Raw genomic sequence first — 16,842 nt, 5'->3', positions numbered from 1 at the left:
TCAGGCGGTCCAGGCCTCGAGGTGCTCCAGCGCCGAGCGGCCGTCGGGCGGCAGCTGCCCCCACCACGCGGAGAGGTCCGCGCGGGTGGGGGCGCTGCTGGCCCCGCCGGCCCGGCGCACCGACAGCGCCGAGCACACCACGGCGGCCTGCAGCCGCTGGTGCAGGGACCAGTCCTCCAGCCCGGCGGCCATGAAGGTGGCCACGAACACGTCGCCGGCGCCGGTGGTGTCGACCACCGGGTCGTCGAACAGCCCGCCGAGCTCGGTGCGCCCGGCGCCGCCGACCTCGACGCGCACGGCCCCGTCGCACGCGACCACGCCGCGCGCACCGCGCGTCACCACCGCCAGCGCCACGTGCTCCGCCAGCACCGCGGCGGCGTCCTCCACCGACCCGGTGCCGGTGGCGCGCCGCGCCTCGTCGTCGTTGGGGACGAAGACGTCGACGTCGGCGAGGTGGGAGCGCACCTGCGCGCCCCAGCCGGGGGTGTCGACGTAGCCGATGCCCCCGACCACGGTGCAGCCGCGCTGGCGCAGGCCCCCGACCCACAGCGGGACCGGCGCGGAGACGTCCACGTGCAGCGCTCGCGGCAGGCGGCGCGGCCCGGGCTGCTGGGTGAGCTGGCGCCAGCGGGGCACCTCGTGGGTGACGAACGTCCGGTCGCCACCGGCGACGACGGCGACGGACACCGGCGTCCTGACGGCCTCGCTGCGCTCCGCCCCGTCGAGCACCAGGCCGGGCTCGCTGCTCAGCGCCGCGACGAGCCGGTCGCCCCACTCGTCGGTGCCGAACCGGGTGAGCAGCGCCGTGCGCGCCCCGACGCGGGCCGCGGCGACGGCGCGGGTGGCGGTGCCGCCGGGGCTGACGTCGAGGGAGGTCGCGTAGACCTCGCTGCCGAGCGTCGGCAGCGCGTCCACGCCGCCCATGACCAGGTCGAGGTAGACGGGGCCGAGGAAGGCCAGGTCGACGTCGGTGGGCTGCGCCATGACGCCGGATCCTGGCACACCTGCGCGGTTTCGCGCAGCGGAGCGATCCGACCCGTGATCGTTGACCGAAAACGCGCAGTGCGCTTGACTGGATGCGTGCAGACGCGCCAGCGCCGCGAGCTGATCCTGGAACGGCTCGACGCCGACCGGTTCGCCTCCGTGAACGACCTCGCCGAGGCGCTGCAGGTCAGCCCCTCCACCGTGCGCCGCGACCTCCAGCAGCTCGGCGCCAGCGGCGACCTGCGCCGCACGCACGGCGGCGCCGTCGTCCTGAGCCGCACGTCCGACGGCGCGCTCGAGCACCCCTACGCCACCACCGCGCAGGCCGGCGCCGAGCTCAAGGCGGCCATGGGGCGTGCAGCGGCAGCGCTGGTCCCCGACGGCGCCGTGGTCGCCCTCGACATCGGGACGACGACGCCGCTGGTCGCACGGCATCTCGCCGGGCGGCCCGTCACCGTCATCACGAGCAACCTCGCGGTCCTGGACGAGCTGCGCGACGACCCCGCCGTCGACCTCGTCCTGCTCGGCGGCACCGTCCGCCGCAACTTCCAGACCCTGGTCGGCGCGCTGACCCTGCAGGCGCTCGCCAGCATCAGCTGCGACGTCGCCGTCCTGTCCTGCACCGGAGTGCGACCCGATGGCCGGGTCGTCGATGACATGTCGGTCGAGGCACCGACGAAGGAGGGCCTCTTGGCTGCCGCAACGCAGACCGTGCTGCTGGCGTCGCAGGCGAAGTTCCCGGGGACGGGCTCGCTGCAGACGACGTCCCTGGACGCCGTCGACGTGCTCGTCACCACCCCGGGCGCTCCCCGGGAGGCCCTCGACAGGGTCACCGCCGCCGGTGGACGGGTGGTCGTGGCGTGAAGCTCACCATCGTCGGCGGTGGGGGCTTCCGGGTCCCCGACGTCTACCGCGCGCTCCTGGCCGACGCCGGCAGCCCGCGCATCACGCAGGTGTGGCTGTACGACGTCGGCGCCGACCGCCTCGAGGCGGTCCGGGCCATCCTCGCCTCCGCGGCGCGCCGGGCCGTCCTCGCCGGCGCCGACGCGGCCTCGATCCCGGAGGTGCACGCCACCACCGACCTCGACGCCGCCCTGTCCGACGCCGACTTCGTCTTCTCCGCCATCCGCGTGGGAGGGCTCGCCGGCCGGGTCGCCGACGAGCGCGTGGCGCTGGCCCTCGGGCTCCTGGGCCAGGAGACGGTGGGCCCCGGCGGCATCTCCTACGGCCTGCGCACGGTGCCCGTGATGACGGCGATCGCGGAGCGCATCGCCGCCGTGGCGCCGCGCGCGGTGCTCATCAACTTCACCAACCCCGCCGGCATGATCACCGAGGCGCTCCAGCGGGTGCTCGGCGACCGCGCCGTCGGCATCTGCGACACCCCGTCGGGCCTGGGCCGGCGCATCGCCGCCGGGCTCGGCATCGACCCCCGCGAGGTGCAGCTCGACTACGCCGGCCTCAACCACCTCGGCTGGCTGCGCCGCGTGCTGCACCACGGCGTGGACCTGCTGCCGCAGGTGCTCGCCGACGACGCGCTGCTCGGGTCCCTGGAGGAGGGCGCGGTCTTCGGCGTCGACGCGCTGCGCACGCTGGGGAACATCCCCAACGAGTACCTCTACTACTACTACTGCAACCGCGACGCCGTGCCCGCCATCCTCGAGCGGCCCCGCACCCGCGGCGAGCAGCTGGTGGTCGACCAGGCCGACTTCTTCTCCCGCGTCCGCGGCGCAGCCGACCCGTGGCAGCTGTGGCAGGACACCTCCGCCGCCCGCAGCGCCACCTACATGGCCGAGGCCAAGCCCGACGACCACGTCGCCGACGCCGAGGACAGCCCCTTCCAGGGCGACGACGGCTACGCCGGGGTGGCGCTGTCGGTGATGCGCGCCGTGGCGCGCGACGAGCCCGCGACGCTGATCCTCAACGTCCGCAACGGCGGCACCATCCCCGGGATGCCCGCCGACGCCGTCGTCGAGGTCCCCGTCCGCGTGTCGGCCCAGGGCATGGTCACCCAGCAGGTGACCCAGCCCGACCTGCACCAGCTGGGCCTCATGCAGCAGCTCAAGGCCTGCGAGCGGTACACGATCGACGCGGCGCTGTCCGGATCGCGGACCCAGGCGGAGAAGGCGTTCGCGCTGCACCCGCTCGTGCAGTCGCTGCCGCGCGCCAGGGCCCTGCTCGACGGCTACACCCGGGAGGTCCCCGAGGTCGCCGCCGCGCTGGCCGCCTCCTCCGGAGCAGCGCACACCTGCTGAGATGTCCGCGTGAAGCTGCTGATCATCGGGCTGGACGGACTCCGCGTCGACGTCGCCCTGCCCGGGGCGACCGCCTCCGACCCGGCCTTCGCGCAGCCGGAGCAGGACCGGGAGCCCGCGGGGGAGGTGCTGGCCCCCACCCTCCAGCGCCTCCTCGACCAGGGCGGCCGGCTGGTCCCGGTGTGGATGGCACCCCCCACCGACTCCGGCCCCGGCTGGTCGTCCCTGCTGACGGGGACCACGCACGAGGAGCACGGCGTGTGGGGGAACGACTTCGCGGGCCACCGGCTCTCCCGGTGCCCCGACGTCCTCTCGCAGGTGTGGTCCGCTGACCCGCGGGCCCGCACCTTCGCGGCGGCGGGCTGGTGGCCCCTGGTCGACCCGGACGGGCCCGGGCCCGTCATCCACCAGCGCCTCGACCAGCAGCGGGCGGGCCAGCACGTCGTGGTCAAGGCGACCGACACCTCCGAGCGAGCCCGCTCCGCAGACCGCCAGGTGGTCTCGGAGGCCGCGCGGGTGCTCGGCCACGACGGCCCCGACGCCAGCTTCGTCTACCTCGAGCGCGTCGACGAGGCCGGTCACGACCACGGCGCGGCGAGCCAGGAGTACCGCGACGCGGTGGGGGAGGTCGACGAGCAGGTCCGGCACCTCGTCGAGACCGTCTCGCAGCGCCACGAGCAGCTCGGCGAGCGGTGGCTGGTCGCGGTCACGACCGACCACGGGCACAAGCCCGAGGGCGGCCACGGCGAGGACGAGGTGGAGGTCCGGCGCTCCTTCCTCCTGCTGCACGAGGTCGGGGCGGACCTCAGCGCGCTCGACCTGCCGACGGCGCTGCGCAGCGAGCAGGTCACCCCGCTCCTGCTCTCGCTCCTGGGGGTCTCGCCCGGCGCGCGGGCCGCCGACCCCGGTCCGACCTCCAGGCAGTGCTCCCTGCGCGTGCTCGACCCGGCCGCCGGGCCCGCGGGCGCCGTGGTGGACGCCGCCGCGGTCGTCGTCGACTGCGACGGCCTGCTGGTGGACTCCGAGGGCGCCTGGCTGGACCTGGTGCGGGAGGTGCTCGACGAGCGGGGGCTGCACGCCGTCCCGGCGGCGGACCTGCGGGGCCTGTCCGCGGCGGACACCGCGCGCCGCGTGCGCGCGCTGGACCCGACGGTCGACGCCGACCTGCTCGTCCGCCACCTCGACACCCGCTACTCAGCGGCCCTGCGCTCCGGCGTGCCCCGCATGCCGGGAGCGCTGGAGCTGCTCGGCGCCCTGCACGGGGTGGTGCCGCTGGCGGTGGCCAGCAACGGCACCCGCACCGACGTCACTGCGCTGCTGCGCGACGCCGAGCTGCTCGACCTCCTCGAGGTCGTCGTCGCGGTGGAGGACGTCGCGCGTCCCAAGCCGGCCCCGGACCCCTACCTGCTCGCCGCGTCACGGCTCGGGGTGGACCCCGCCTCGTGCGTGGCGCTGGAGGACTCCGCGGCGGGCGCCACCGCCGCGCGCGCCGCGGGCATGACGGTGGTGGGCGTCAACGCGGACCCGCGGGTGGTGCTGCCCAGCCACCTGCGGGTGACGGGCCTGGACCTCGTGGGCCTGGAGCAGCGCGGGTCGAGGTAGTGCCGGTGGTGGTGGAGCAGCGGCCGGGCCCGGCGGGGGGCAGCGGACCCGGCCGCTGGATCAGGGGCGCCGCACGCGCAGCGTGAGCACCTGGAACGGGCGCAGCAGCACCTGGACGTCACCGGCGTCGGAGAGGGCCAGCTCCTCGGCCCTCTCGCCGGTCAGCGCCGTGCCGTGCAGGTCCGCCACGTGCACGGACGCCGCCGGGAAGCCCAGGTGCAGCGTGCTCGCACCGCGGGCCCCGGTCGGCTCGTAGACGCGCAGCAGCACGTCCCCGGAGCCGTCGTCGGCGAGGCGCACGGACTCCACCAGCGCGTCGCCGCTCGTCGTCGCTGCCACCGACGGGACGGACACCGCCCCCGCCACCGCGCGCAGCGGCAGGTTCAGCTCGTACCCGTGGCGCAGCGCCTCGCGCGGCGTGGCGGCGGGGGCCACGGCGTAGGTGAAGCGGTGGCTGCCCTGGTCGGCCTCGGGGTCGGGCACGCGCGGGGCCCGCAGCAGCGACAGGCGCACCGTGGTCGCCGTCCGCGCCGGCTCCCCGGCGCCGCCGCCGGTCGCGGAGCGGGTGACGTCGTGGCCGTAGGTGGAGTCGTTGGCGACGACGACGCCGGAGCCCGGCTCACCCACGTGCACCCACCGGTGCGCCGAGACCTCGAAGCGCGCCGAGTCCCAGCTGGTGTTGGTGTGCGTGGGCCGCACGACGTGCCCGAACTGGATCTCGGAGGAGAACCGGTCGGCGTGCACGTCCAGCGGGAAGGCCGCCTTGAGCATCTTCTCGCGCTCGTGCCAGTCGACCTCGGTCTCCACCTCGAGGCGGTCCGACCCGGCGCGCAGCACGAGCAGCTGCTCCACGCGGCTCCCCCCGAACGCCCGGACCACCCTCACCGAGGCCACGAGCGGTCCCGCGTCCACCACCTCGACCGACTCCGCGTCCACGAGGTCGACCACCTGGCGTCGGTAGTGCGCGTCGACGTCCCAGGCGTCCCAGTCGTTGGGGAAGTCGGTGTGCAGCTGCAGGAGGTTGGCCCGCCGCCCCGGCGCCACGAACTCGCGCCCGGTGGCGACGTCGGTGATGGAGGGCAGCAGCCCGTCGCCGTCGACGACGACGCGCAGCACCCCGTTGTCGAGGACGGTGCCGCTGTCACCCCGCTCGACGCTCACGCCCAGGACAGCGACGTCATCGACGCCGAGCGGTGTCGCCGCCTGCGCGTCGACCGCCGCGAGGACGGCGGTGCGCCCGTCAGCCAGGCGCTGGCCGCGCTCGTCGTCGTCGAGACCACCGGTGCCGGCCGGGAGCACCGCGACGCCGCGGAACGGCAGCGGCGAGGTGTTGAGCAGCGACAGCCCGCTCCCCGTGGCCAGCGACGCGGCGGCCCCCTCCACGAGCGCGCCCAGCTCGGCGGTCACGCGGCCGTAGGTCTCCTCGGCCTGGCGGTGCACCCAGGCGATGGAGGAGCCGGGCAGGATGTCGTGGAACTGGTGCAGGAGCACCGTCTTCCACAGCGCGTCCAGCTCACCCTCCGGGTAGCTCGCACCGGCACCCAGGGCGGCGGCCGTGGCCCACAGCTCCGCCTCGCGCAGCAGGTGCTCGCTGCGGCGGTTGCCGCGCTTGGTGCGCGCCTGGGACGTGTACGTGCCGCGGTGCAGCTCGAGGTAGAGCTCGCCGGACCACACCGGGGCGTCGGCGTACTCGGCCTGCGCGCGGGCGAAGAAGGCGTCGGGGTGTTCGATGACCACGCGGGGGCTGCCCTCGAGGTCTGCCGTGCGCCGGGCCTTCTCCACCATCTCGCGGGTGGGGCCGCCACCGCCGTCGCCGTGGCCGAACGGGTACAGCGACGTGGTCGCCCGTCCCTTGTCCTGGAAGTTCTTCACGATGTGCGACAGCTCGGCGCCGTCGAAGTTGCCGTTGTAGGTGTCCGCCGGTGGGAAGTGCGTGAAGATCCGCGACCCGTCGATGCCCTCCCACCAGAAGGAGTGGTGGGGGAACTTGTTGGTCTGGTTCCAGGAGATCTTCTGGGTGAGGAACCAGTCGAACCCGGCCAGGCGCGCCAGCTGCGGGTAGGCGGCGGTGTAACCGAAGGAGTCGGGCAGCCACACGCCGTGGGGCTCCACGCCGAGCTGCTCCCGGAAGTACTTCGTGCCCACGACGATCTGGCGGGCGAGGGCCTCGCCGCCGGGCAGGTTGCCGTCGGCCTCCACCCACTGGCCGCCCACGGGGGCCCAGGTGCCGTCTGCGACGGCCTTCCTGATGCGCTCGAAGACCACCGGGTAGCGCTCCTGCGTCCAGGCGTACTGCTGCGCGGAGGAGCACGCGAAGACGAGGTCGGGGTACTCCTGCGCCAGCGCGGCGACGTTGGAGAAGGTGCGGCTGTTCTTGCGCATCGTCTCGCGCAGCGGCCACAGCCACGCCGAGTCGATGTGGGCGTGCCCGGCGGCGGAGACCACGTGGGCGCTGGCGGTGGCGGGCTTGGCCAGCGCCGGGGCCAGCGCGGCCCGCGCGGCCGCGGCGGTGCCGGACACGTCGTGCAGGTCGAGCGCGTCCACGCAGCGCTCGAGGGCGAAGAGCAGCTCAGCGCGGCGCGGGTCACCGGCGCCCAGCTCCTCGGCCAGCTCGCGGGCCACCTCGACGTCGAGGGAGAGGGCGTAGACCTCCTCGTCGAGGACGGCGAGGTCGGCCTTCGTGAACCTGTAGATCGGGTCGGTGCCCGCGGTGTCGGGGTGGCCCAGCGGGGTGGGCAGCATGCCCTTCGCGAGGATGTCGGGGTTGGCGGCGGCCTCCAGCAGCAGGTCGACGCGCTCCCCGCCGGCGGCGGGACGGGCGACCGGCACGTACTGGTTGCGCGGCGCCACTCCCTTGATCGGCACGCCGTCGGCGGTGTGCACGAGGCCTTCGGCCTGGTTGCCCGGCCAGTCGCCCACGAAGCCGAGGTCGATGACGGCCTCGACGCGCTCGCCGGCCCAGGCCGCGGGCACCTCGCCGGTGAGGCGGAACCAGCTGGTCGACCAGGGGCGGCCCCACCTCGTCCCCGTCGCGAAGGGCTCGTAGGTGGCGGTCAGGGCCTCGGCCACGGGGACGGGCTCGCCGGGGACGTGCCAGACCTCCAGCTGCAGCGGGGTGGTCTCGCGGTAGACCGCCGGGGCGATGCGCTCGCGCAGGATGCGCTCGACGCGCTTCGCGACGTGGCGGGTGTCGTCGTGCACGGGACTCCTCAGTCGGTGGTTCTCAGGCGGGGCCGGGGACGTCTCAGACAGCGGTCAGGCGGCCGCCGGCCGCGGCGGCCGGGACGACGTGCGCCCGGCGCACCTCGACGCCGGCGGCCCGCAGCGCGGCGCAGGTGGTGGGGTCGGCGCCGTCCTCGGTGACGACGACGTCGAGCGCGCCCGCGTCGCAGACCCGGGCGATGCCCGAGCCGGGGAACTTGGACGCGTCAGCGGCGAGGACCACGCGCTCGCTCGCGGCGATCATGGCGCGCTTGATCGGCACCTCGACGATGGTCGTGTCCATGACCGACCCGTCGGGGCTGATGCCGCTGGTGCCGAGCACCAGCACGTCGGCGCGCACCTGGCGCAGCGCGTCCTCGGCGAGGAAGCCGACCAGCGAGCGGTACTGGCGCCGGTGCACGCCGCCGAGCACGACCAGCTCGACGGCGTCGTCGTCGCGCAGCTCGTCGAACACGGCCATGTTCGTGGTGATCACGGTGATGGGCCGACCGCGCAGGTGGGTGGCCACGCGGAGTGCGGTGGTGCCGATGTCGAGCAGCACCGTCTGCCCGTCCTGCACCATCTCGGCGCAGGCGAGGGCCACGGCCTCCTTCTCGGGCACCCGCACGTCGGCGACCTGGGCGAACGGCTCGTCGCGCTCGGGCAGCGGCACCGCGCCGCCGTAGACCCGCTTGAGCAGGCCCTCCTCGTCCAGGGCGATGAGGTCTCGCCGGATGGTGGCGGCGCTCTGCCCCAGCCGGTCGACGAGCGCGGTGATCGACACGGGGCCGTCCGCGCGCACGATGCTGAGGATCATCTGGTGGCGGCGCTCGGCGAGCATGCAGCGGACAGTAACTTGCAAACTTCTGCAGAGGAAGGGCCCCGGCGCGGCGGTTGGACCCCCGCCGTCGTCTCCCGCTCGGGAAAACTTCGTCAGGTCATTGCGCAAACCTTCAAACCCGGTCATGCTCACGCACCACTGCACTGACGCAGACGGTGCGCGTGTCGTCGTTCTCACCACCGGAAGGGCTCCTCCCATGAACCTGTCCCGCCGCGACCTCATCCGCGCCGGCGGTGTCGCCGCCTTCGCCGCGCTCGCCACCTCGGCCTGCAGCAACAAGGCCGCCGGCGGTGTCAGCGGTGCCGGTGGCGGCAGCACCGACGGCACGACGCTCTGGTACTGGGGCGGCGGCCTGTCCGACAAGGTGGTGGCGAACGCGGCCACGCAGTTCCCGGACGCGAAGATCAAGGCCTCCGTCATCGGCGGCGACTTCAAGCAGAAGCTGCAGACGACGCTCGCCGGCGGCCGGTTCATCCCCACCATCACGGGCGTCAAGGGCGAGGACATGCCCTACTTCCGCTCGGTGGCGGACAAGTTCACCGACCTCGGCCCGCTCGGCGCGAGCTCGCTGGCCTCCAGCGGCCTGCAGTGGAAGTGGGACCAGGCCAAGACCCAGGACGGCAAGCAGATCGGCTTCCCGATCGACGTCGGCCCGACCGCGATGTTCTACCGCAACGACCTCTTCGCGCAGGCCGGCCTGCCCTCCGAGCCCGACGCCTTCAGCGCCGCCACCACCACGTGGGACGCGTTCTACGCCCTGGGGCAGGAGCTGCACGCCAAGATCCCGACGGCCTTCGTGGTCTCCCAGCTCGCCACGGTCTGGGACATGGTCACCGGCCAGACCTCGCAGCGGTTCATCGACCAGAGCGGGAAGTTCGTCGGGGACAGCGACGAGATGCACGGGGCGTGGAAGACCACGGTCAAGGCGCAGCAGCTGGGTCTGAACGCCAACGCCTCGCAGAGCCTCAACCAGGCCCTGTCCAGCGGTGCCGTGGCCGCCGAGCCGGGTGCCGCCTGGCACGCCCTCGACATCTCCCAGGGTGCACCGGACACCTCGGGCACGTGGCGGGTGGCCAAGCTGCCGGTCAAGGCCAGCAACCTGGGCGGGTCCTTCCTCACCATCCCGGCCGCGACCAAGGACCCCGAGACCGCCTACAAGATCATCGCGTGGATCCTCAGCCCGCAGAACGAGGCCCAGGGGTTCACCGACGCGGCGATCTTCCCGGCCGACCCGGCCGCCTGGGAGCTGCCCGCCCTCACCGGGGGCGACCCCTTCTTCGGCGGCCAGAAGACCATCGACATCTTCGGCCCGGCCGCCAAGGAGGTGCCGAGCCAGTACGAGGCGCCCGCCGACGCCGCGGTGGCCGCTCCGTACAAGGACCAGCTCTCCCTGGTCGAGACCAGCGGCAAGGACCCCGAGCAGGCCTGGAAGGACGCCGTCGCGGCCGCCAAGGACGTGTTCGCCCGGGCCGGCGGGCAGTCGTGACCCAGGAGGTCCAGGAGCGCCCGGTGGACCGCGGGTTCCGCCGGGCCTCCTCCCGCCGCCCCCCGGCCCGCGCCCGCACCGGGGGGCGGTCCGGCGGGGTGCGCCGCTGGTGGCCCCAGTACGCGGCCATCAGCCCGTTCTTCGTGCTCTTCGCCGTGTTCGGGCTGTTCCCCGTCGCGTTCTCGGCCTGGCTGGCCTTCCAGCGCTGGAACGGGCTCGACCCCATCACCTTCGTGGGCCTGGACCAGTTCCGGTTCCTGGCCAGCGACGCGACGTTCCGCAAGGCGGTCGTCAACACCGTCATCATCTGGATCCTCGCCACCGCGCCGATGCTCGTCATGAGCCTGGCGCTGGCCGCGATGCTCAACGCGGTGAAGCGGTTCAAGACCTTCTACCAGGTGGTGCTGTTCCTCCCCAGCGTCACCTCGATCGTGGCGATCGCCATCTTCTTCAAGGCGATCTTCGACAACCGCTACGGCGTGGTCAACGGGCTGCTGCACGCCCTCGGGCTGCCGCCGGTGGCCTGGCTCGACGGCTACTGGACCATCAAGATCGTCATCGCGCTGCTCATGACCTGGCAGTGGGTCGGCTACAACGCGATCATCTACTACGCCGGCCTGCAGGCCATCGACGGGGAGGTCTACGAGGCCGCCAAGCTCGACGGCGCGGGCCCGCTGCGCACGTTCTGGTCGATCACCATCCCGCTGCTGCGGCCCGTGGTGCTCTTCACGGTGGTCATCTCCACCATCACCGGCCTGCAGAGCTTCGCGGAGCCGCAGGTGCTCTTCGGCACCAACGCCTCGAGCAACGCCAACGCCGGCGGCCCGGGCGGAGCCGGCCTGACCATGGTCCTGTACTTCTACCAGCAGGCCTTCACCAACAACAACTACGGCTACGGCGCCGCCATCGCGTACGGCGTCTTCGCCGTCGTCGCCGTGTTCGCCCTGGTCAACTGGCGGATCACCGCCCGCTCGGAGAAGTGAGGCGCCCCGTGTCCAGCACGACGACGAGCCGCAGGCCCCGGGGTGTGCGCACCCCCGCCCGGTGGGCCCACATCCCGCTGGTGCTCATGAGCCTGGTGCTGCTCTTCCCGTTCTACTGGTCGGTGGTGATGGCCAGCGGGACCATGCGCGACTTCTACTCCTACCCGCCGAAGCTGCTGCCGGGCTCGGAGCTCCTGAGCAACGTGCAGCAGGTGCTGACCCAGATCGACTTCTTCGGGTCGCTGGGCAACACGCTCGTGGTGGCGGTGACCACCACGGTGCTGGTGCTCTTCTTCGACTCGCTGGCGGCCTTCGCCTTCGCCAAGTACCAGTTCCCCGGCAGCCGGTGGCTGTTCGGACTCCTGCTGCTCTTCTTCATGCTGCCCGCGCAGCTCTCGACGGTGCCGCAGTTCATCACGATGATCAACATCGGGCTCGTGGGCACGCTCAGCGCGCTCATCATCCCGGCCGCCGCCAACGCGTTCGGCATCTTCTGGATGCGCCAGTACATCTCCGGGGCGCTGCCCGACGAGCTGCTGGACGCCGCCACCCTGGACGGCTGCGGGTTCTTCCGCCAGTACCTCCTCGTGGTGCTGCCGGTGATCCGGCCCGGGCTGGCGTTCCTGGGCATCTACACCTTCACCGCCGCCTGGAACGACTACGTGTGGCCGCTCATCGTGCTCGTCGACCCCAGCAAGGTGACGCTCCAGGTGGCCCTGTCGCAGCTGAACACCAACCTCGCCACCAACTACACGGTGGTCATGGCCGGCGCGCTCATGGGCGTCATCCCGCTGCTGGTGGTCTTCCTGCTCTTCGCCAAGCAGTTCGTCGCCGACTCCGTCAAGGGCGCGGTGCGTGGCTGACCGTGGTTGAGGTGCGGCTCGCGCGGGCGCAGGAGGGCGCGCTCGCGCGGCGCCTCGCGGGTGCGGTCTTCTCGGCGCGCACACCCCCCGCCCGGCCGGGCGCCCCCCGCGACGACGGCGACCACGACGGCGACCACGACGGCGACGACCACGGCGAGGGGCCCGGGGCCGGGACGCTCCTGGTCGTGGCCGTCGAGCCCACCGGTGCCGTGGTGGGCTGCGCGCAGGTGCGCCTGCGGGGCCAGTGGTTCGGCGGTGCCCGCCTCGACGCCGCCGCGGTCTCGGCCGTGGCCGTGGACCCGGCCCACCGCGGGCGGGGCGTGGGGGCCGCACTGGTCACCGGGGCGCTGGAGCACGCCGCCGCGGCGGGCGCGGTGGTGGCGGCGCTCGTGCCGTCAGCGCACCGCTTCTACGCCGCCTGCGGCTTCGGGGTGGCCGGCCGTCGGCCGGTCTTCGAGCTGCGGGCCCGGGACCTGCTGGCCGAGCTGCCGCGGGTGCGCCGCCCCGAGGTGCTGCGCCCCGCGGAGCCCTCCGACGCCGGAGCCGTGGCCGACCTCGTGGAGCGCCGCGCCGCCGTCGTCGACGGCGCCGTGGACCACCGCTGGCGCGCCGGCGGCCCGGCCGACGACCCGAGCGGCCCGGGAGCCTGGGTGCTCGAGCGCGACGGCGCGGTCCGCGGCTGGTGCCAGCTGGACCGCAGCGCCCCGACGCAGCCCGGCGCCACGTACGACGGCGTGGTGCGCGACCTCGTGGGCGGGTCGCCGGATGACGAGGTGGCCCTGTGGCGCCACGCGGTCGCCGACGTGCCCGCCGCCGCGGTGGTCCACGCCCTCCTGCCTCCCGGGAGCCTGCTCGAGGGGCTGCTCGAGCGCCAGGTGGTGCCCGTGGAGGACGGCACGTGGATGCTGCGGCTGCTCGACCCCACCGCGGCGCTCGCCGGGCGCGGCTACCCGCCGAGCACCAGCGCGGACGTGGCGCTGGTGCTCGACGCCCCGGCAGGCGGGCCCCCGGAGGTGGGGCTGCGCGTGACGGCGGGCGCGGCGCGGGTCGGGCCGCTTCCGCCGAGCGCACCGCGGGTCGGCCTGGCCGTGGCGGACCTCGCGTCCGTCTTCACCGGCCACCTCGATCCCGTGCAGGCCCGCGCCCGGGGGCTCCTCCGGTGCGACCCGGGCACCGCGCACGCCCTGCGCGGCCTGTTCGCCGGCCCGCCCGCCGTCCTGACCCGGTCCTTCTAGCTCCCAGGAGACCCCGTGATCCCCGTCGACAGCGCCACGCCCCTGGCCGTGGGGGTGGTGGGCACCGGCACCATCGCACGCGCGGTGCACCTGCCCCTGCTGGCCCGCTCCCCGCAGACCACCGTCGCGGCGGTGAGCGACCTCGACACCGCCCGCGCCGCGCAGGTCGCCGCCGCCTACGGCGCGCGCGCGCTGACCACGGCCGAGCTGCTCGCCGACGCCGCCGTCGAGGCGGTGCTCGTCACCACCCCCGGTGACCACCCGACCCTCGTCGAGGCCGCGCTGCGGGCGGGCAAGCACGTGCTGGCCGAGAAGCCGCTGGCCCTGGCATCTGACGACGCCGAGCGCCTGGGCGCGCTCGCCGCCGTGTCCGGCCTCGTGCTGCAGGTGGGGTACATGAAGGCCCACGACGCCGCGCTGCCGGCGCTGCGGGCGGCCCTGGACGAGGTCGGCGAGGCGCGGGTGGTGCAGGTCCGGGTCCGCCACCCCACCGACGCCCCCCAGCTGGCCCACCTGCGGCCCGCCGGCCCACCGCCGCAGCTGGACGAGGCCGCGCTCGCGAGCGTCGCCGCCTCCGACGCCGCTGACGCCGCCGCGGTGCGGCGCGCGGTGGGCGAGGTGCCGCAGCCGTGGCAGCGCCTGTACCGGCAGGTGCTGTGCGGGTCGGTGCTGCACGAGCTGGCGCTGCTGCGCGCCACCGGCCTGGGCCTGCCGCGGGTCACCCGGGCCCACCTGTCCGCCTGGGACGGCGGGCAGCCGCCGGTGCTGCTCGTCTCCGGGGAGCTGCCCGGGGGCGCCGCGCTGGAGCTGGTGTGGGCGTGGCTGCCCGACTTCCCGGAGTACCAGGAGGTGCTGGAGGTGAGCGCCACGGCGGGGTCGGTGCGCCTGGAGGTCGCGGCGCCCTACGCGGTGGACGCGCCCAGCGCCCTGGAGGTGCTCAGCCACCGGCCGGGCGGCGGCGCGGCGCTGCGCCGGGAGGTGCTCGGCCGGGACGGGGCGTTCCAGCGGCAGCTGGAGGCGTTCGTCGCCAGCGTGCGGACCGGCGCGCCCGTGACCGGGACGGCGGACGAGGCGGCCGAGGACGCGCGCTGGCTCGCCGACCTCCTGACCCTCCTGCGCGCATGAGCGTCCACCTGGCGGGCGCCCCCGTGAGCTGGGGCGTGTGGGGCCCGCACCACGGGCCCGCGGACGGCGGCCCGCAGCAGGTGCTGGCGGGTGTGGCGCAGGCCGGCTACGGCGGTTCGGAGCTGGGCCCGCCCGGCTACCTGGGAGATCCCGCCGAGACCGTGGAGGCCTTCGCGGCCCACCGCCTGCGCCCGGCGGGTGCCTACGTGGGCGTGCAGCTGACCGCTGGCGCGCTGACGCACGCCGACCGCGCCGACGTCCAGCGGGCCTGCGCCCTGCTGGCCGCCACCGCGCGCCGCGCGGACTCCGACGGCCTCCCGGGGCCGGCGCCCGTGCTGGTCCTGGCCGACGCCGGCGCGCCGCAGCTCCAGACCGCCCCGCGGGACCCCTCCGACAGGTCCAGCGGGCTCGACCGGCAGCAGTGGGACGGGGCGGTGCGGGTTCTCGGCGAGGCCCAGCGCGTCTCCGCGGAGCACGGTCTGGTCGCCGCGGTGCACCCCCACCTGGCCACGTGGGTGGAGTCCGGCTGGGAGGTGGAGCGGCTGCTGGAGACCACCGACCTGCCGCTGGTCCTCGACACCGGGCACCTGCTCCTGGCCGGTGTCGACCCCGTCACCGCGCTGCGCGACTGGGGTGGTCGCACCGCCCACGTCCACCTCAAGGACGTCGACCTCGCCACCTGCGAGCGGGCCCGCGCCACCGGGCCCGTCCCGCTGCGCAGCTGGTGGTCGCGCTCCTGCACCGCCCTCGGCGACGGCGACGTCGACGTGGCCGGCTTCCTCGCGCAGCTGCGCGCCTCCTGGGGCGGCGGGTGGCTGGTGCTCGAACGGGACGTCGAGCCCACCGGCGCCCCCGAGCTCGCCGCCATGACCGCCGCGCAGACCGCCGACCTGCGCACCGCCGACGGCCTGCTGCGCGCGCCGTAGGGTCGCTGCGTGGCGGTGCTGGTCGACGACGCGCGCTGGCCGGCGCACGGCCGCCTGTGGGCCCACCTGGTCAGCGACACCTCCCTGGCCGAGCTGCACGCGTTCGCGCGCGCCGCGGGGGTGCCCGCGCGCAGCTTCGACGCCGACCACTACGACGTGCCCGACGCGCTCGTGCCGGCGCTGGTGGCAGCGGGCGCGGAGCAGGTGGGCGGCCGGGAGCTCACCCGCCGGCTCATCGCCTCGGGGCTGCGGGTGACCGCGCGGGACCGGCGGGAGGGAGCCCGGCGGCAGCCGCCGGACTGGCCGGACCCGGCCGGCACCCGCGGGCTCCTGCTGGCGGCCGGCGCGGGCACGCGCTTCGGCGGTCCGAAGGCGCTGGCGCGCGACGACGACGAGCCGTGGCTGGTCCAGCGCGTGCGCGCGCTGCGCGAGGGCGGCTGCGACCACGTGGTCGTGGTGCTCGGCGCGCAGGCGGACGCCGCGCGGGAGCTGGTGCCGCCCGGCGCCGCCGTCGTCGTCGCCCAGGACTGGGCCGAGGGGATGAGCGCGTCCCTGCGGGCGGGCCTGGCCGCGCTGGCCGCCCAGGAGCCCCCCGTGGCCGCCGCCCTCGTGGCGCTCGTGGACACCCCGGGGCTGCGCCACGAGGTCGTGCGCCGGGTCCTCGGCGCCGCCGCGCCCGCCCGTCCCGCCGCGTCCGCGCTGGCCCGCGCCACCTACGGCGGCCGGCCCGGGCACCCGGTGCTCCTCGGCCGCGCCCACTGGTCGGCGGCCGCGGCGGCGGCCCGGGGAGACCGCGGCGCCGGCCCGTACCTGCGCGCGGCGGGGGCGGCCCTGGTGGAGTGCGGCGACCTCGACGACGGGGCCGACGTCGACACCCGGCCTACGCTGGCCCGGTGACCGCCTCCCGCTTCGACGAACCCGCCCGCGCGGTGGCGCTGGCCGACGTCACCGAGGAGCCCCTCGACGTCGAGGCGCACGCCGCGCTCGTGGGCAGCCGCGCCGCCGGTGCCGTGGTGACCTTCTCGGGGGTGGTCCGCGACCACGACCACGGGGCGGGCGTCGACCGCCTCGTCTACGTGGCGCACCCGACCGCCGGGCGGGTGCTCGCCGAGGTGGTCGCCGACGTGACCGCCCGCCACCCCGTGGACGCCGTGGCCGTCTCCCACCGGACCGGTCCGCTGGCGGTGGGGGAGGTCGCGCTCGCGGTGGCCGTCTCCGCGGCCCACCGGGGCGAGGCGTTCACCGCGGCGGCGGCCCTGGTGGACGAGGTCAAGGACCGGCTGCCGGTCTGGAAGCACCAGTTCCTGGCCGACGGCACCGACGAGTGGGTCGCCTGCCCCTGAG

14 protein-coding genes and 1 pseudogene are annotated in these 16,842 nt (G+C 75.2%); 12 read left to right on the top strand and 3 right to left on the bottom strand.

The window, feature by feature from the left end:
• On the bottom strand, window positions 1-984 hold the full coding sequence (locus H7K62_RS15755) for a carbohydrate kinase family protein (protein WP_186720019.1): 984 nt from the start codon (window positions 982-984) through the stop codon (window positions 1-3).
• A gap of 96 nt (window positions 985-1,080) precedes the next feature.
• Here H7K62_RS15755 and H7K62_RS15750 point away from each other — a divergent pair, with 96 nt between their 5' ends.
• The 4 genes and pseudogenes from H7K62_RS15750 (at window position 1,081) to H7K62_RS24115 (ending at window position 4,838) form a co-directional block, all read left to right on the top strand.
• Entirely contained in the window at window positions 1,081-1,848 is a 768-nt protein-coding gene (locus H7K62_RS15750; RefSeq protein ID WP_186720018.1) for a DeoR/GlpR family DNA-binding transcription regulator, read from the top strand.
• A complete protein-coding gene (locus tag H7K62_RS24125; RefSeq protein WP_186720017.1) occupies window positions 1,845-3,236 on the top strand; it encodes a 6-phospho-beta-glucosidase in 1,392 nt (463 codons plus the stop codon). The genes H7K62_RS15750 and H7K62_RS24125 overlap by 4 nt, the downstream gene beginning before the upstream one ends.
• A 9-nt stretch (window positions 3,237-3,245) precedes the next feature.
• Window positions 3,246-4,124, top strand: a pseudogene (locus H7K62_RS24120) (alkaline phosphatase family protein); the annotation flags it as partial.
• Window positions 4,125-4,172: 48 nt separating this feature from the next.
• Window positions 4,173-4,838: an HAD family hydrolase gene (locus H7K62_RS24115; RefSeq protein ID WP_370591813.1), complete on the top strand. Its 666-nt coding sequence runs from the start codon at window positions 4,173-4,175 to the stop codon at window positions 4,836-4,838.
• Between the two features lie 60 nt (window positions 4,839-4,898).
• Here the strand turns inward: H7K62_RS24115 and H7K62_RS15735 are convergent, their stop codons facing one another.
• Window positions 4,899-8,039, bottom strand: coding sequence for an alpha-mannosidase (locus tag H7K62_RS15735; RefSeq protein ID WP_186720015.1), 3,141 nt, complete (start codon window positions 8,037-8,039; stop codon window positions 4,899-4,901).
• A 43-nt stretch (window positions 8,040-8,082) separates the two neighbouring features.
• Window positions 8,083-8,880, bottom strand: coding sequence for a DeoR/GlpR family DNA-binding transcription regulator (locus tag H7K62_RS15730; protein ID WP_186720013.1), 798 nt, complete (start codon window positions 8,878-8,880; stop codon window positions 8,083-8,085).
• A 196-nt stretch (window positions 8,881-9,076) separates the two neighbouring features.
• On the opposite strand from H7K62_RS15730, the gene H7K62_RS15725 reads away from it, so the two are divergent.
• The 8 genes from H7K62_RS15725 to H7K62_RS15690 all read left to right on the top strand — a co-directional run bounded on the left by H7K62_RS15725 (window position 9,077) and on the right by H7K62_RS15690 (window position 16,841).
• A complete protein-coding gene (locus H7K62_RS15725; RefSeq protein WP_186720012.1) occupies window positions 9,077-10,366 on the top strand; it encodes an extracellular solute-binding protein in 1,290 nt (429 codons plus the stop codon).
• Between the two features lie 23 nt (window positions 10,367-10,389).
• Window positions 10,390-11,349 (top strand): carbohydrate ABC transporter permease, encoded by a 960-nt coding sequence (locus H7K62_RS15720; protein ID WP_186720008.1) that lies wholly within the window; start codon window positions 10,390-10,392, stop codon window positions 11,347-11,349.
• 86 nt (window positions 11,350-11,435) lie between these two features.
• Window positions 11,436-12,212 (top strand): carbohydrate ABC transporter permease, encoded by a 777-nt coding sequence (locus H7K62_RS15715; protein ID WP_186720163.1) that lies wholly within the window; start codon window positions 11,436-11,438, stop codon window positions 12,210-12,212.
• Between the two features lie 11 nt (window positions 12,213-12,223).
• A complete protein-coding gene (locus H7K62_RS15710; RefSeq protein ID WP_186720006.1) occupies window positions 12,224-13,447 on the top strand; it encodes a GNAT family N-acetyltransferase in 1,224 nt (407 codons plus the stop codon).
• Window positions 13,448-13,462: 15 nt separating this feature from the next.
• Window positions 13,463-14,572 carry a Gfo/Idh/MocA family protein gene (locus H7K62_RS15705; RefSeq protein WP_186720004.1) on the top strand — a complete coding sequence of 370 codons (1,110 nt, stop codon included), beginning with the start codon at window positions 13,463-13,465 and terminating at the stop codon, window positions 14,570-14,572.
• Entirely contained in the window at window positions 14,569-15,498 is a 930-nt protein-coding gene (locus H7K62_RS15700; RefSeq protein WP_186720002.1) for a TIM barrel protein, read from the top strand. The genes H7K62_RS15705 and H7K62_RS15700 overlap by 4 nt, the downstream gene beginning before the upstream one ends.
• 9 nt (window positions 15,499-15,507) lie before the next feature.
• Complete coding sequence (locus tag H7K62_RS15695) at window positions 15,508-16,395, top strand: DUF4031 domain-containing protein (RefSeq protein ID WP_186719995.1); 888 nt, start codon at window positions 15,508-15,510, stop codon at window positions 16,393-16,395.
• The gene (locus H7K62_RS15690) at window positions 16,392-16,841 is read left to right on the top strand and encodes a molybdenum cofactor biosynthesis protein MoaE (protein ID WP_370591803.1); all 450 of its coding nucleotides are present in this window, start codon (window positions 16,392-16,394) and stop codon (window positions 16,839-16,841) included. Before H7K62_RS15695 ends, H7K62_RS15690 begins: the two co-directional genes overlap by 4 nt.
• Window position 16,842 lies beyond the last annotated feature (1 nt).

The sequence above is a fragment of the Quadrisphaera sp. RL12-1S genome, assembly GCF_014270065.1.
GTDB lineage: Bacteria > Actinomycetota > Actinomycetes > Actinomycetales > Quadrisphaeraceae > Quadrisphaera.
Note: the sequence above shows the minus strand (reverse complement) of the source record. Positions and strands in the feature narration are given on the sequence as shown.

Excerpts from the sequence above, each read along its gene's own strand:
- H7K62_RS15730 (WP_186720013.1), bottom strand. The coding sequence starts at position 8,880 with ATGCTCGCCGAGCGCCGCCACCAGATGATCCTCAGCATCGTGCGCGCG.
- H7K62_RS15715 (WP_186720163.1), top strand. The coding sequence starts at position 11,436 with ATGAGCCTGGTGCTGCTCTTCCCGTTCTACTGGTCGGTGGTGATGGCC.
- H7K62_RS15700 (WP_186720002.1), top strand. The coding sequence starts at position 14,569 with ATGAGCGTCCACCTGGCGGGCGCCCCCGTGAGCTGGGGCGTGTGGGGC.
- H7K62_RS15755 (WP_186720019.1), bottom strand. The coding sequence starts at position 984 with ATGGCGCAGCCCACCGACGTCGACCTGGCCTTCCTCGGCCCCGTCTAC.
- H7K62_RS15725 (WP_186720012.1), top strand. The coding sequence starts at position 9,077 with ATGAACCTGTCCCGCCGCGACCTCATCCGCGCCGGCGGTGTCGCCGCC.